The sequence below is a fragment of the Streptomyces sp. NPDC090032 genome, from assembly GCF_044748025.1.
Taxonomy (GTDB): domain Bacteria; phylum Actinomycetota; class Actinomycetes; order Streptomycetales; family Streptomycetaceae; genus Streptomyces.
On the sequence record NZ_JBIVFF010000015.1, the window covers coordinates 22,021 to 36,532 of the forward strand.

Below are 14,512 nucleotides of genomic sequence, written 5' to 3' on the forward strand. Positions count from 1 at the left end.
CGCCCTCCACGGGCCCCGCACCACCTGCGCACCACCCGCGTACCACCTTCGGCCCAGGCCGACCCCAGCAAGAAAGCCCAGAAATGCGCATCCTCGTCGTCAACGTCAACACCACCGCCTCGATGACCGAGAGCATCGGCGCACAGGCCGCCGCCGTCGCCTCACCGGGAACGGAGATCGTGCCGCTCACACCGCCGTTCGGTGCGGAGTCCGTGGAGGGCAACTACGAGAGCTACCTCGCGGCCGTCGCCGTGATGGAGGCGGTCCGCTCCTACCCGCACCCCTTCGACGCGGTCATCCAGGCCGGGTACGGCGAGCACGGACGGGAGGGGCTCCAGGAACTCCTCGACGTCCCGGTCGTCGACATCACGGAAGCCGCCGCGAGCACGGCGCAGTTCCTCGGGCACCGCTACTCCGTGGTCACCACGCTGGACCGGACCGTGCCGCTCATCGAGGACCGGCTCAAGCTCGCGGGCCTCGCGGACCGCTGCGCTTCGGTGCGGGCCAGCGGAATGGCCGTACTGGACCTGGAGAGCGACGAGGAAGCCGCCGTCGAGGCCATCGTGGAACAGGCGGCCCAGGCCGTCGAACGCGACAAGGCCGAGGTGATCTGCCTCGGCTGCGGCGGCATGGCCGGCCTCACGGAACAAGTGGTCCAGCGCACAGGCGTCCCCGTGGTGGACGGCGTCGCGGCGGCCGTGACCATCGCCGAGTCCCTCGTCCGCCTCGGCCTGTCCACCTCGAAGGTACGCACCTACGCGGCGCCGCGCCCCAAGGCCATCAAGAACTGGCCGCCGCAGGCCGCATGACCCCTGGGCAGCCCCGGGCCGGTCGCTTCGCGCGGTGGCGACCGGCACCCGGATGCTGAACCACCGCTGCCGACGCATCTCCTGGCGGGTGCTTCAGGCGGGCGTACCGGCCATGCTCCATGGTGCCTGCGGGAGCACCTCGCCGGTCTCGAGCAGCGACTTGAGGTTCGCCAGGACGGCCGGCCATCCCTGCGAAATGCCGTTCAGCATCTCCGAGTTGGCGAGTTTCTCGTGTGTCACGGTGAGCCGGACGATGTCCTCGTGCGGCTCGACAAGGAAGGTGACGACGGAGGGCTCGCGAGGCGGCTGGGCGTCCGGGGTGTCCTCGAACGTGATGACCAGACGCGTCGGCGGCTCGGCCTCGAGTACCTGACCGACGACATCCACGGCCCCCGATCCGTCGACGCGGCGGTGCTCCCAGGCCGAGCCCGGCTGCCAGTCGGAGACATTGGCGTGTCCCCAGTAGCGCGCTGTGAGGTCTGCGTCCGTCAGGGCCTGCCACACCTGCTCCGCACCGGCCCGGATGTAAGTGACGTAGACGTAGGACGGTACGGATGCTGATCCGTTGGTCATGGCGTACTCCTCTGCCTGGTTCTTGATGGCACTGATCGCTTGCAGGCGGGGCTTGTCGAACTCGGAGATCCAGCGTTCCTCGATCTCGTGGATCGGAGCCGGGTTCAGGTAGTGAAGCCGTTCGCGTCCGCGCCGGACGACGGTCACGAGATTGGCCCGCTCCAGGATGTCGAGATGCTGGGTGGCCGACTGGCGTGCCATGTCCAGGCGCTCGCACAGCTCGCGCAAGGTCTGGCCGTTGTGCTCGCGCAGACGGTCGAGCAGCCGCCGCCGGGTGGGGTCGGCCAGTGCTTTGAAGACCGGGTCCATCGCTGTCGCTTCGAGGCTCACCCTTCGATTATGCAGGCAATCACCTGCATAATGCCAGCGGTCGTGAGGAGAGGGTTCATGTGCGGCTGGTGTGCCTGGTGCGACCGGTGCACTGGTCGTCGGCCGGGTCAGAGGTCGGCGGGAGAGTGCGCTTGCGTGGGTGTGGCGGCGGGCTCGGTGGTGGCGCGCGGGCGTGCGTGAACGCCGCGCCGACCCGCCATCCGGCACCCGAGGCAGTCCGCATGTCCATCGCGAGCCGCACGGTCCCGGCCCCTGAGGTCGGAAGACCGTGGTCCCGGCGGCTTGCCCCAGCCCGCCAGGTGCAGGCCCCATGCGACCAGCGCCGCCGAGGCCAGGACGCAGATCCCGAGCCAGATCCCCGGGCGCCATCCGCAGATGCCGAGGCCGGTGATGGCGGCCCCGGCCGTGGCGACGGCGAAGCCCGCCCACCCCGCGATGGTGTGTCCCTCGTCGTGCCGGTGTGCGTGGAGAGGCCCGTTCGGATGCCGCCTCTCCGGTCGCCCGTCCAGACGTCCGCCCATGTGCCCGTTCAGACGTCCGTCGAGCTGCCCGGCCTGTTGCCCGCTCTGCTGTCCGCTCATGGGTTGAGGGCCTCCTTGGCTTCCTCTATTTGTTGAGCAAGTGCTCAAGAAGGGAACGTAGCATGAGTTCTTGAGCGGGCGCTCTAGAATGGCGGGCATGAGCAAGGCACGAGGGCGTCCGCGCACGTTCGACCGGGACGCGGCGCTGGAGGCGGCCGTCCGGCTGTTCTGGGAGCGCGGTTTCGAGGCGACTTCTCTGGGTGAGCTGACGGCGGCGATGGGCATCCGCCCGGGCAGCCTCTATGCGGCGTTCGGCGACAAGAAGACGCTCTTCAGGGAGGCCGTCGAGGTGTACGGGCGGTCGCCGGTGGGCTCCTTCCCGGCGCGTGCGCTGGCCGAGGAACCGACGGCTCGCGGGGCCGTGGCCCGGATCCTGCGTGAGGCGGCGGCGGTCTACGCGGATCCGTCGCACCCGGCGGGTTGCCTGGCCATCAGCGCGGCCACCAACGTCACCGTGCAGGACGAGGAGATCGCGAAGTTCCTGCGCGACGTGCGCAACGCGGGCCTGGCCGCCATCGAAGAACGGCTGTGCCGGGGCAAGGAGGAAGGGGAGCTGCCGACTCGGACCGATGCGTCGGCTCTGGCGTCCTACTTCGCCACGATCGTGCAGGGACTTTCGCAGCGCGCACGGGACGGGGCCGACACGGACGAGCTGTCCCAGGTGGCTGAGCTGGCGATGGCCGCGTGGCCGAGCGGGGATTGACGGTCGTACCGCTGACGGTCGTACCGCTGAGGCAACGGGACGCTTTCTGTGCCGAGTGCCCCGCACTCAAGGCCATCAAGGTCAACGCGGAGGTACAGGTCGGTTGCCGCCCAGCTGCTCGCGCAACACCGTGCTGAGGGTGGTGGTTTCGCGTCCGATCAGGTCGGCGAGTGTCGGGTCGACCGTCGCGAATTCGCCGGCTCGGCTGGCGGTGAAGACGCCGAGCAGCTGATCGGCCGTCCCGGCGGGGACGCCATGGCCCACGAGCTGCTCGCGGAACGTGTCATCAGGGGTCGTGATCCTCTTGACGCTACGGCCGCCGACTTCGGCCGCGATGCCGGCGATGTCGTCGAAGGTGAGCGCCTGCGCGGCGGTGAGCGGCGGCGTCGGGCCGTCGAAGCGGCCCTCGTCGGCCAGGACGGCGGCGGCCGCGTCGGCGAGGTCGGCGTGCGAGGTCCAGCTCACCGGCCCGTCCGCCGGGAGTTCGACTTCTCCCGACTCCAGCCCGTGCCCCAGGAACTGCAGCGCGCTCGTGGCGTAGAAGCCATTGCGCAGCGAGGTGTACGGCACGCCGCAGGTCCGCAGGGTTTCCTCGGTGGCGGCGTGGTCACGGCACGGCTCGAACTGAGACGTGGGGCTTGCGCCCATGTGGCTGGTGTAGAGGATGCGTCGGGCGCCCGACGCGACGGCCCCCTCGACGGCCGCGCGGTGCTGCCGCACCGCTTCCTCGCCCATCTTGTCGACGGACACGATGAGCACTTGCGAGGCGCCCTCGAAGGCGTGCGCGAGGCCGGCGGCGTCGCTGAAACTGCCTTGCCGTACGCGCACCCCGCGGTCCGCGAGGTCCTGGGCCTTCTGCGGGGTGCGGACGCTGACGCCGATCCGGTCCGCGGGTACGCGTGTCAGCAGGCTCTCGACGATCCGGCGCCCGAGCCGGCCGGTGGCTCCGGTCACGATGATCATGGTTCACTCCCATGTGTGGTTCCAGTGGAATCGCATTTAGCGTATCACTGATACTAACGATGGTATCGCTCGTGCTGTATCGTTGATATATGTCACCACGTTCACGAGGTGGCCGTGACGCGGCCACCGTCGAATCCGGGACGGCACCCACGGAGCGCGAGGAGCCTCGGCAGCTGGTGATCGAGGCTGCCGCCGACCTGCTGGCGCGCGAGGGTCGCGACGCGGTCACGACGCGCGCCGTCGCCGTCGCGGCAGGTCTGCAACCACCCGCCATCTACCGGCTGTTCGGCGACAAGGACGGGCTGCTCGAAGCGGTGGCCGAGCACGGCTTCGCCAAGTTCCTCGCGAGCAAGACCGTGGTTCCCCCTCCGCAGGACCCCGTCGAGGACCTGCGGGCCGGCTGGGATCTGGCCGTCGAGTTCGGACTGGACAACCCGGCGTTGTACACGCTGATGTACAGCGAGCCCGCCCCGGCCCGCTCGTCGGCCGCGTTCGAGGCGGGCATGAAGATCCTCATGGGGCGGATCCGGCGGCTGGCCGCTGCCGGATGGCTCCGGGTCGACGAGGAGCTCGCCGCCATGATCATCCACGCCACGGCGCGCGGCGCGGTCCTCACCTGGCTTTCGCTGCCCGAAGACCGGCGCAATCCGGCCCTGTTGACGACGCTTCGGGAGTCCATGGTCGCCGCCGTGACCAACCAGGAACCGGCTGTGCAGTCCGCGGGCCCCGCCGGCGCCGCACGCGCCCTGCGTGCCGCCCTGCCCGAACAGACGATCCTCAGCGGGGCGGAACAGCACCTGCTGGCCGAGTGGCTGGGGCGTCTGGCCGCCGACGGCTGAGCCCCTCGATAGGCCGTGGGTGGCAAAGTTCACCGCCCCCGCTGGTGCCTGTCGCCAGGTCACCCGCACCGGACCGCACAATCGCCCCTGTCAGGACGCATGGGCGTGTGCGAGCGGCACGCGGCACCGAGAGGAACGACCGATGGACGCAGCAGAATCTCCGCAGCGCAGAGTTCTCCTGGCCGGCGTACTTGCGAGCGCCACGGTCGCGCTCGCTGGGTGTACACCGACCAACGCCGTCACGGCGCCGTCAAGCACAGCGCCGTCAGGTACAGCGTCGTCAAGCACAACGCCGATGCCGCCGCCGTCCACGCCCGCGGCGGCTTTCGCGAGACTGATGGAAGGCAACAAGCGCTGGGTGAGTGGAGACCTCCAGCACCCCGACCGGGATCCGGACCGGCGTGAGTTCGTGGCTCAACAGCAGGAGCCGTACGGATCGGTCCTTTCGTGCATCGACTCCCGCGTACCGCCGGAACTCCTCTTCGACACCGGGCTCGGCGACCTTTACGTGATGCGCACGGGCGGGGAAGCGGTCGGGCCGGTGGTCATCGGCTCCGTCGAATACGGGCCCATGACGAGCGGCACCCCACTCGTCGTGGTGCTCGGCCATCAGCGCTGCGGAGCCGTCAAGGCGGCGTACGAGTCCCTGCGTGACGACAAACCGCTGCCGGGCAACTTGCAGGCGATCGTCAAGGCTCTCGAGCCGGCCTACCGACAGGCAGTCCGCCAGGGCGGTGCCGACCCCGTCGAGACCATGGCCCGCGCCCAGGTCACCCTCACCGCCACCGATCTGCGCACCAACAACGACCTCGCCCCCCTCGTGAAAAAGGGAGAGCTCGCCGTGGTCGGCGCCTACTACTCACTCGACACCGGCAAGGTGGAGGTCCTGACCGGCGCCCCTTCCTGAACCACTCATCGGGCCCGCTCGTCAGCCGGTGAAGAAGTCGATCATGCTGTACGGTGCCCGGTCCTCGAGGCAGAGCGCTATGAGCACGTGCGCATCCGCGGCTTCCGACTCGCTGCGCGGGAACATCGCTTCTTCGTAGGCGGGGAGTACCGCTTCGAGGTCGTCGGGGTGCGCGGCGATGTCCTTCCCGAGCTCGGCGCCGTCGAACATGGCCAGGTTCGCGCCCTCGCCGGACGGTGGCATCAGGTGCGCGGCGTCACCGAGGAGCGTCACCCCGGGCACGCGGTCCCACCGGTGTCGGTCCGGGAGCGTGTGGATCGCGCGTGGGACGGGTGACATCTCGCCGTCGGTGATGAGCGCGGTGGCCTTGGAGCCCACCCCTCGAACTCGGCCGCGATGCGGGCGGTCGCGGTGGTGGTGTCGGTGAAGTCGATGCCGGTGATCCACTCGGCGGGGCGATTCAGCTGGACGTACCGTGCGCTGTCCGAGCGCCTCGCCACCGGGCCCGGGGCGATCTACTGGCATGTCGCGGGCAAGGGTGAACTCCTCGGCGCCGCCACTGACGCCGTCCTGGCCGGCGCCGTGACCGTCGGCGCCTCCGATGCAACGCCGCAGGACGCGATCCGCTCCCTCGCGCTCGGCGTGTTCGACGACCACCCGTGGATCGGCACTCAACTCGCCCGCGCCCCAGGGCAGTCGCCGATGCCGCGGGTCTTCGAAAACATCGGGCGCCAGGTCCAAGCGCTCGGAGTGCCGGCCGCCGCCCAGTTCAACGTCGCGTCCGCGCTGTGGAACTACATCCTCGGGGTGGCCGGACAGAACGCGGCCAACGCCCGCCCGGTCCGGCCGGAGACGGACCGCACCGAGTTCCTGAACGCCGTCTCAGCCGTATGGGCAGACCTCGATCCCGACGAGTACGCGTTCACCCGTGGCGTCGCGGGCCGGCTGCGCGATCACGACGACCGAACCGAGTTCCTCTCCGGCATCGACCTCATCCTCACCGGAATCACCGCCGGTCGATAGCCGACCGGCCGGCCGCAGGCCGTCGCGGGCGAGGGTGCCTGCACGCGGCAGGTGGTCCGAGTGGCCCCGCTATTCCCTGGCGTCGAGGTCGGTCGCCACGAGCGCGGCCAGTTCGTCGATCGCGGCGTCCGCGCCGTCGCCTTCGGCGGCGAGCACCACGGAATCACCGTGCTTGACCGCGAGCGCGAGCACGGACAGCAGGCTCCGTGCGTCGACCGGGCTCTGCCCCTCACGGCCCACCGTCACCTTGACCGGCTGCTTGGCTGCGGCCTGGACGAAGACCGAGGCCGGGCGGGCGTGCAGACCGGTACGCGAACCGATGACGACTGTGCGCTGCGGCATGAGTTGACTCTCTCTCTGGAGGCGAAGGGCGGGAGGCCCTCCATGAATGTGGATTTGGATCCGTTTGATGTCTGGAACTCTGTGTTTTCCGGGATGCTACGGGGATGACGCAGTGAAGTAAACAGATACGGGCATGAAGAGTGGGCCCCGGCTGCCCTCGATCCCGTCCCGCATGACCCGGGCGGTCTACGCCACCGGGAGGTGCTGGACGGATCGGGGAAGGAACGGAAGATGCGTCTGTTACCCGAGCGGCTTCTGAAGCTGCTGAGCCGCGTCCCGAATGGCCGTCGGCTCGTGAAACGGCTGCGGCACCCGGTCGCTGTCCAGACGCTGCGGGCCACCGCCGCATCGACGATCGCCTACGTCATCGCCTTGCACCTCAGCCGCGAACCGGTCCCGCTGACCGCGCCCCTGACCGCTCTCCTGGTCGTGCAGGTGACCCTCTACGCGACCGTGAAGATGAGCATCCGCCGCATCAACGCCGTGGTGGTCGGGGTGTTCATCGCCATCGGGTTCAGCGCCTTGGTGGGGCTCACCTGGTGGAGCCTGGCGCTGATCATCCTGTTCTCCCTCACCATCGGACCCTTCGTACGGGCGAACGAGTTCGTACCCGAGGTGGCGATCAGCGCCATGCTCGTACTCGGCGTCACCCAAGTGGCATCGAGCGCCTGGGACCGCGTACTGGAAACCCTGATCGGAGCCCTGACCGGCCTCGCCTTCAACCTCTTCTTCGCCCCGCCTCTGTGGGTGGACACAGCGGGCGACGCCCTGGAGGACCTCGCCCGGCGCATGCGCCTACTGCTCCTCGACCTGAGCGACCAGCTCGACGAAGAGACGCCCTGGCCGCTGGCTGCGGAACGACTCCACCAGGCACGCCGCCTGGATCAGGACATCGCCGACGTGGATGCCTCCCTGCGGCAGGCCGAGGACAGCCTCCGGCTCAATCCGCGCGTACGGGAAGGACGGCTGCATCGCGTGGTCCTGCGAACCGGCCTAGACACGCTCGAAATCTGCACCGTCGTCCTGCGCGTCATCGCCCGGACCCTCACCGACCTGGCCAAACAGCGTGAGGCGGAGTCGCTGCTCGACCCCGCGGTGTCGAACGCGATGCGGGATCTGCTCGGCCACGTCGCGGACGCGGTGGTCAGCTTCGCCGTGCTCGTCTCCACCGGAACCAGTTCGGAATCGGAGACGGCCGAGGGCCGCCTGGTCAGCCATCTCGCCGCCGCCGGAGCCCAGCGCGACCACGTCGCACGGCTGCTCCTGGATACCGTCCAGGACGACCCGAGAGAGTGGCAGCTGCAGGGTGCCCTGCTCACCGAGATCGACCGCATCCTCGCCGAACTCGACACGGACCACCGCACGCAGCGGCTGATGGAGGAATTGGACCGCAACGCTCAGCAACTGCACGAACGCTTCCCTGCACTCGCCGACGTGCTGAGATGGGCGCGCAGGCACCGGCCTCAGGTACGCAGAAAGCGCGCTTGACGGACGCGCGTGGGAGATGTGCGTGACGCAGGTGCGCGACGGACACGCGTCACGAAGACCAGACGTGGGCTAGGGCTGGTGGCCCGTGAGCGCGGCCTTGAGCTCGTCCAGCGATTCCCTGAGGAACTGCGACATCTCACGTTCCTCGGCCGTGCCGATCCAGCGCTCGAAGCCCACCTTGAAGACGGAGACCCCCGCCTCGGCGGTCAGGCTCGCGGCCGGCTCCGCCACACCGCGTCGGCGCAGGGTGTCGGCGAGCGCCGCCGACATCGAGGCGAGCTTGATGAGCTCACGCTCCTGAAGTTCCGCGTTCGCCATGATCACGGCCTGTCGCTGCCGCGCGAAGTCGCGGCGGTCGGTGAAGAACCCGGCGACGGTGTCGAGGCCCACGGCCACCGCGTCGATCGGCGCCGCGGACTTCGGGACGGCGGCGACCGCTTGCACGAGAGCCTCCTCCAGCTGGCTGGAGCCGGCGAACAGGACCTCGCGCTTGTCCGCGTAGTGCCGGAAGAAGGTGCGCTCCGTGAGCCCGGCACGCTTGGCGATCTCCGCCACGGTCGTCTGCTCGAACCCGCGCTCGCTGTAGAGCGCCAACGCCGCGTTCGCCAGACGCCCACGCGCGTTCGGCTCCCATCTACCCATGCGCAGATCCTACGTGATGACAGTGCCTGACATCAGGTGTAGCGTCGATGACAGGCACTGACATCACTAGGGCAGTTGCCTGCCATCGACTCTTTGGGGTTTCTCATGCGCATCTTCATGACCGGGGCTTCCGGCTGGATCGGCTCCGCCGTCGTTCCCGAACTCATCGACGCGGGGCACGAGGTCGTCGGGCTGGCGCGCTCCGACGCCTCCGCGGCCGCCCTCACCGCCGCGGGGGCGGAGATCGTCCGCGGCACGGTCGACGACCTGGACGTCCTGCGGGACGCGGCCGCCGTGTCGGACGGGGTGATTCACCTCGCCTTCAAGCACGACATCGCGTTCACCGGCGATTTCCAGGGAGCCGCCGAGGCAGATCGCCGCGCCGTCGACACCATCGGCGCCGCGCTCGCCGGTACCGACCGGCCCTTCGTCATCGCCTCCGGCCTGGCCGGCCTCGCACCCGGGCGGGTGGCGACCGAGCACGACATGGCCACGGCCGACGGTTCGCCGATCTCCATCCGCGTGACCACGGCTGATGCGGTGCTCGCACTTGCCTCGCGGGGCGTGCGCTCGTGTGTGGTGCGGCTCTCTCCCACCTGCCATGGCGACGGGGACAACGGCTTCATGGCGACGCTGGTCGCCACTGCCCGCGCCAAGGGCCTCTCCGGCTACCTCGGCGACGGCGCCAACCGCTGGCCGGCCGTCCACCGCCTGGACGCCGCCCACCTGTTCCGCCTCGCGGTCGAAAAGGCCCCCGCCGGATCGGTGCTGCACGGCGTCGCGGAGGAGGGGGTCGCGATCCGTGACGTCGCCGAAGTGATCGGCCGTCACCTCGACGTGCCGGTGACCTCCGTGGCTCCCGAGGACGCCGCCGAGCACTTCACCTGGCTCAGCGCCTTCATCGGGTTCGACGCCCCGGCGTCGAACACACTGACCCGCGAAGTGCTGGCCTGGGAGCCGACCCGGCCCGGACTTCTCGAGGACCTCGACAAGGGGCACTACTTCCAGGCGCCGACGACGACCGCCTGACCTCGTCACGCGCCCCGAGACCTCTACGCCCCTCATCTTCCTTACGGAGTGGGGCAGTTGGCCAGCAAGCGGATTTCGTCGTGGATTCGTTCGGCGAGCGGTTGTGCCAGTCGGCTGTGGTTGCCGTCGGTGATGGTGGTGACGACCGACGTGCTGCCGTGATGGGTGACGGTGACTGCGAGTGGGTGGCCGGGGCCGAGCGGCGGGAGGGCTGCCATCGCGGTGAGTCTCGCCGACCCGAGGGTCAGTTCGCCGGCGTGTGTGGACACGCTGCTGCAGAGGAGGGAGAAGTAGCGAGGTGAGTCGACGTAGCGGCTCGCTGCGCTGCTCAACGGGGTGATTTTGCGAGGTCGCGATGAGACCACCGCGGCTTGGGCGCGCGCCCTGGCCCCGATCGCGCCGCGCCGGATGAAGGAGTCGACGGCGGCGAGCCTCCGTTGCGCGTCCCGCTGCTGGGGGAGCGGAACCCGGACGGTGGCGTAATGGTTGCCGAGGAGTGGTGATTCCTCGTGGGTGCGTACGTCGACGGGGACCAGGGCGCAGATGCCGGGGAAGGCCGGCGCCGGGCGGCCGGTGAGGCCCGTCGATCGGAGGGCTCCGGAGGTGGCGGCCAGGAAGACCGCGTTGGTGGAGGCCCGTTCGGCGGACGCGGTGGGGCGCAATGCGGCGCGGGCGGCGTCGATCTCCTTGCGCGGTACCCGGCGGAAGGACAAGACACGGTCAGGGTCCACGGAGCCGTGAAAGGGCATTGGGCGGGCCTTGGGGAGCAAGTCGCCCAGAGCCCAGGCGAGTTGACGGACCCGGGAAGGGGCGTCAACTGCCGTAGGGCCACCGGCTCGCGGAGGATGCGGTGCGGCGGCCTCGTCGAACAGGGCGCGGAGCACCGTGGCGATCGACCTGCCGTCAAGCAGCGCGTGGTGGGTGCGGAACAGGAGAACGAAGCCCCCTGGGGTGGGGACGAGGTGCAGCTGCCACGGCGGACGGCGCGGGTCGAGTGGCCTGGTGAACAGTGCTGCGATGTGTACTTCGAGTCCGGCCGGGGCGACGTCGGGGCTTTCGACGATGTGGTGATCGGCCTCGAACTGCGGGCCGGTCGACCACGCCGGCCAGCAGTCGGCGGTGGGATGCACCGGGCTCGGCATCTGTCGTAGCCGCTGGTGGTGCGCGAGGCGGTCACCGGCCAGGCGGCGAAGGGCTGTCAGCGTGGGTGGGCGACCCTCGAACCAGGCGAGCAGCGCGGCGGTCATGTTGGAGCCGCCGCTGCTCTGCTGTCGGTGCAGCCAGGCGTCCAGCGGTGGCATGGCGGTGGCGGGGCCGGCGTTGTTGTGTTCTGGTGCGGCTGACGAGGTGGCGAGATGTGATGGCGGGGTTGGTCGGGTCATGGGGGGTCCTCAAGCCGATGATGGTGAGTGTCCTGCTCCGCTCGGCGCCTTCCGCGAGCGATGGGCGGAGCATGCGCCGGACGGCGGGGATCAGCCGAGCGCGGCGACCGCGCGTGCCACGGCCCCCGCCCCGTCCTCCTGCGCCAGCCGTACGGCCGCTGCCGCGGCGTTCCGCGACAGCGCGCGGTCCTGGGTCGTCCGGGTGAGCGCGTCGGTCAGCCGCGCGGCGGTCAGTTCGGTGCAAGGCACCGCCTCCGCGCTCACCCCGAGCTGGACCAGGCGGGCGGCCCACCAGGGCTGGTCGGTCATGACGGGGACGGGCACCGCCGGAACGCCCGCCCGCAGGCCGGCCGCGGTGGTGCCGGCGCCTGCGTGGTGGACCACCGCCGCCGTCTGCGGCATCAGCCAGCTGTGCGGGACCTCGCCGACGGTGATGACGTCGTCGTCGACCACCGACAGACCGGCCCAGCCCGACTGGACTACCCCACGCAGTCCCGCGCGCCGCAGAGCCCGCGCTGCGATCCCGCCGAGTTCCTCGGGGTCGCCGGGCATCATGCTTCCGAATCCGATGAGTACCGGGGGTGGTCCGGCGGCCAGGAAGTCCCTTACGAGGGTGGGTGGTTGCCAGTTCGGGCACTCGTGCGGCCACCAGTAGCCGGACACGTGCAGCCCTGGCCGCCAGTCCGCCGGACGGGGAACGACCCAAGGGCTGTAGCCGTGCCAGATCGGCCACTGGTTGCGCTCGCGGATGCCGCGCAGGCGATGGGCGCTGCGGTGGTCGACACCGAGGCGGGTGTGGACGGCGCGCATGGCCGTGCGGTACAGAGTGTCGAAGAGAGTGTTCCCGGCGTGGCCCCGCACGCGGTTCGTGCGGCCCGGGCCGCGCCAGGCCATCGTGCACGGGGAGAACTCGGCTGTGGGCACGTCGGGTTGAAGGAAGACACCCATGGCGGGAATGCGGTGATAGCGCGCGATGGCCGCGCCGATCGGGGCCGCGATGGTCGACAGCAGGATGAGGTCGGCCTTCGGATCCACTGCGGTGAGGAGGGCGTCCACCAGCGAGAGCATGGCCTGTTCGGTCGTCCGGACCAGTGACCGCAGGGACTTGAGTGTCTGGAGCTGGAGCGAACGAGGGGAACTGGGAGAGGCGCTTGATGGACGCGCCGCACCGGTGGCACGGCTGTGGGCACCGATCAGCGCCTCAAAGGGGTCGGCTTCGAGCGGCGCCATGCCAAGTCCACAACAAGCCACCATCGGGGCGAACTTGGCGTGAGTGACGATCTCGACGGCGTGCCCCTCGGACAGCAGCCGGTGTGCGAGCCCGGTGTACGGGGCGACTGAGCCGGTCGAACCCACCGTGATGACTTGGATGCGCATCGAGTGCGGGTCCCCTTTCAACCGGAGTCGAGTGGCCAGCGGTTCCTGACAAGCCGTTGGACTGCCGCGACTCACGCCTTTCCATACGCCACCAACGAGCACGCAGACCGGGAGTCACATGATCAAGCACTGCCCGGCTCTCGGCGCGCGCTGGTCAGGCGTGGGAGGTCCGCTCGACTCCGCGGCAGTACGTGAGCTGTTCCAACGGTTCACCTGCCAGGAAGTGTGTGATCAGATCGGCCAGTTCGACCGGCCGCTCCAGCGGAAGCATGTGGTCGGCGTCCGCCACCTGCGTGAACCAGCTGTCGGAACACGTGGCGGCGAGGTCCCGGCACAGCTCCGGAGTGGTGAACGTGTCGTGCTCCCCGGTGGCGACCAGCACCGGCATCGCGGGCGGCCGGCTCGTGTCGAGCATCTCGTGCCTGAGCAGACGCATCGTGTTGGCGAGGTGCTTCGCGACATCCTCCTCGCTCAGGTTGAGCATCCGGCGGATCAGGAAGCGGCGAACCCGCGACCCCGCGGTGACGGAGTCGATCCGGTCGGCGTTGACCATGAACGCGACCGTCTCCTCGGCGAACTCCTCCATGCGCCGGTCCACCAGCAGGTCCAGGGTCCGGCGCATGGCGACGCGTGCGTGCCCGGGAATGGACGTCATGGTGCCCACCATGACCATTCTCTCCACCAGTTCGGGCCGCCGCTGCGCGAGGCGGTAGACGATCGCGGTGCCGTACGAGCCGCCCACGAGATTGACGCAGGTCAGCCCCGACTCGTCGAGCATGTGGCCCAGGGCGTCCGCGAGGAAGTCCGCACCATGCTGGTCGGGCAGGACGTTCCCCGCACCCCATCCCGGCAGGTCAACGGTGAACACGTCTACGTGCGCGAGCAGTTCACGCTCCAGACGCCCCCAACTCTCCTTGGTCTGGAACGCGCCGCCGACGAGCACCAAGGGCGCGATACGCGGGGCGGCCGCCCGCACCATCCGCGACTCACAGCGATATCCCTCCCACTCGTGGCGCGATACGAGAGCGGATCGCGTGCGGGTGCTGGGGACGGCGAGCGCCGGCGACATCAGAGACACGGGGCATCAACCCCCGTTCCGTGCACCAGGTCCCACGGCGTGCGGCCTGGGTACAGCCGCAAAGTGGTCGATCCAGCCCAGGTCCCGATAAAACCGCACATTGACATGGCGTCAAGATATCGTTCCGAATGGAATGCACCGTTCCATTCGCTGGATAGTGGTCGAGCCGAGGCATACCAACTCTGCAATCTCGCAGACTTGTTCCCACAATGATCCCGTTCGTGTGCAAAAGCGGGGAACTTGCACATGGTTTCGGCGGTCATGGAGCGGGCGTTGGAGCCGAGTTGGCGCCTATGTTCATCCCTACGAGTGAATCGCTGCTCGTGACTCCAGGCGCGGACGTCGGATTTGACCAAGGCCCCTTGAGCAGCCGCGTAAGGCAGTTGACGCATCCATGGGGTAGCTGTGGGGAGGGTGGACCGTCCGACGACCCGCCGTGACATCAA

15 protein-coding genes and 1 pseudogene are annotated in these 14,512 nt (G+C 69.5%); 7 read left to right on the forward strand and 9 right to left on the reverse strand.

Annotated features, from left to right (window positions below; all coding sequences use genetic code 11):
- Positions 1–83 precede the first annotated feature (83 nt).
- Positions 84–809 (forward strand): aspartate/glutamate racemase family protein, encoded by a 726-nt coding sequence (locus tag ACIPWY_RS32165; protein ID WP_393702275.1) that lies wholly within the window; start codon positions 84–86, stop codon positions 807–809.
- Between the two features lie 93 nt (positions 810–902).
- Here ACIPWY_RS32165 and ACIPWY_RS32170 read toward each other — a convergent pair whose 3' ends face one another.
- Both ACIPWY_RS32170 and ACIPWY_RS32175 read right to left on the reverse strand, forming a co-directional pair.
- Complete coding sequence (locus ACIPWY_RS32170) at positions 903–1,691, reverse strand: ArsR/SmtB family transcription factor (RefSeq protein WP_393702509.1); 789 nt, start codon at positions 1,689–1,691, stop codon at positions 903–905.
- Between the two features lie 128 nt (positions 1,692–1,819).
- Positions 1,820–2,233 carry an HGxxPAAW family protein gene (locus ACIPWY_RS32175; RefSeq protein WP_393702507.1) on the reverse strand — a complete coding sequence of 138 codons (414 nt, stop codon included), beginning with the start codon at positions 2,231–2,233 and terminating at the stop codon, positions 1,820–1,822.
- A 157-nt stretch (positions 2,234–2,390) separates the two neighbouring features.
- On the opposite strand from ACIPWY_RS32175, the gene ACIPWY_RS32180 reads away from it, so the two are divergent.
- Positions 2,391–2,996 carry a TetR/AcrR family transcriptional regulator gene (locus ACIPWY_RS32180; protein ID WP_393702273.1) on the forward strand — a complete coding sequence of 202 codons (606 nt, stop codon included), beginning with the start codon at positions 2,391–2,393 and terminating at the stop codon, positions 2,994–2,996.
- Between the two features lie 81 nt (positions 2,997–3,077).
- Here the strand turns inward: ACIPWY_RS32180 and ACIPWY_RS32185 are convergent, their stop codons facing one another.
- Positions 3,078–3,959, reverse strand: a complete 882-nt coding sequence (locus tag ACIPWY_RS32185; RefSeq protein WP_362909415.1) for an NAD(P)H-binding protein — start codon at positions 3,957–3,959, stop codon at positions 3,078–3,080.
- An 89-nt stretch (positions 3,960–4,048) separates the two neighbouring features.
- Here ACIPWY_RS32185 and ACIPWY_RS32190 point away from each other — a divergent pair, with 89 nt between their 5' ends.
- Both ACIPWY_RS32190 and ACIPWY_RS32195 read left to right on the forward strand, forming a co-directional pair.
- A complete protein-coding gene (locus ACIPWY_RS32190; RefSeq protein WP_401536160.1) occupies positions 4,049–4,798 on the forward strand; it encodes a TetR/AcrR family transcriptional regulator in 750 nt (249 codons plus the stop codon).
- 337 nt (positions 4,799–5,135) lie between these two features.
- Positions 5,136–5,705, forward strand: coding sequence for a carbonic anhydrase (locus ACIPWY_RS32195; protein ID WP_362909419.1), 570 nt, complete (start codon positions 5,136–5,138; stop codon positions 5,703–5,705).
- A 21-nt stretch (positions 5,706–5,726) separates the two neighbouring features.
- Here the strand turns inward: ACIPWY_RS32195 and ACIPWY_RS32200 are convergent.
- Positions 5,727–6,178: pseudogene (locus ACIPWY_RS32200) on the reverse strand (FAD-dependent oxidoreductase); the annotation flags it as partial.
- On the opposite strand from ACIPWY_RS32200, the gene ACIPWY_RS32205 reads away from it, so the two are divergent.
- Positions 6,102–6,728, forward strand: a complete 627-nt coding sequence (locus ACIPWY_RS32205; RefSeq protein WP_393702270.1) for a TetR/AcrR family transcriptional regulator — start codon at positions 6,102–6,104, stop codon at positions 6,726–6,728. The pseudogene ACIPWY_RS32200 and the gene ACIPWY_RS32205 overlap by 77 nt on opposite strands.
- A gap of 69 nt (positions 6,729–6,797) precedes the next feature.
- On the opposite strand, the gene ACIPWY_RS32210 is transcribed toward ACIPWY_RS32205, so the two are convergent.
- Positions 6,798–7,070: an HPr family phosphocarrier protein gene (locus ACIPWY_RS32210; protein WP_393702268.1), complete on the reverse strand. Its 273-nt coding sequence runs from the start codon at positions 7,068–7,070 to the stop codon at positions 6,798–6,800.
- 231 nt (positions 7,071–7,301) lie between these two features.
- Here ACIPWY_RS32210 and ACIPWY_RS32215 point away from each other — a divergent pair, with 231 nt between their 5' ends.
- Positions 7,302–8,558, forward strand: a complete 1,257-nt coding sequence (locus ACIPWY_RS32215; protein WP_362909425.1) for an aromatic acid exporter family protein — start codon at positions 7,302–7,304, stop codon at positions 8,556–8,558.
- A 69-nt stretch (positions 8,559–8,627) separates the two neighbouring features.
- On the opposite strand, the gene ACIPWY_RS32220 is transcribed toward ACIPWY_RS32215, so the two are convergent.
- Positions 8,628–9,200: a TetR family transcriptional regulator gene (locus ACIPWY_RS32220; RefSeq protein WP_393702265.1), complete on the reverse strand. Its 573-nt coding sequence runs from the start codon at positions 9,198–9,200 to the stop codon at positions 8,628–8,630.
- A gap of 105 nt (positions 9,201–9,305) precedes the next feature.
- Here ACIPWY_RS32220 and ACIPWY_RS32225 point away from each other — a divergent pair, with 105 nt between their 5' ends.
- Positions 9,306–10,229: an SDR family oxidoreductase gene (locus tag ACIPWY_RS32225; RefSeq protein ID WP_393702263.1), complete on the forward strand. Its 924-nt coding sequence runs from the start codon at positions 9,306–9,308 to the stop codon at positions 10,227–10,229.
- 41 nt (positions 10,230–10,270) lie between these two features.
- Here ACIPWY_RS32225 and ACIPWY_RS32230 read toward each other — a convergent pair whose 3' ends face one another.
- From ACIPWY_RS32230 to ACIPWY_RS32240, 3 genes are all read right to left on the reverse strand, one after another.
- Positions 10,271–11,611, reverse strand: a complete 1,341-nt coding sequence (locus tag ACIPWY_RS32230; protein WP_393702261.1) for a wax ester/triacylglycerol synthase domain-containing protein — start codon at positions 11,609–11,611, stop codon at positions 10,271–10,273.
- Positions 11,612–11,701: 90 nt separating this feature from the next.
- Entirely contained in the window at positions 11,702–12,988 is a 1,287-nt protein-coding gene (locus ACIPWY_RS32235) for a glycosyltransferase (RefSeq protein WP_362909433.1), read from the reverse strand.
- A gap of 154 nt (positions 12,989–13,142) precedes the next feature.
- A complete protein-coding gene (locus ACIPWY_RS32240) occupies positions 13,143–14,057 on the reverse strand; it encodes an alpha/beta fold hydrolase (protein WP_362909491.1) in 915 nt (304 codons plus the stop codon).
- Positions 14,058–14,512 lie beyond the last annotated feature (455 nt).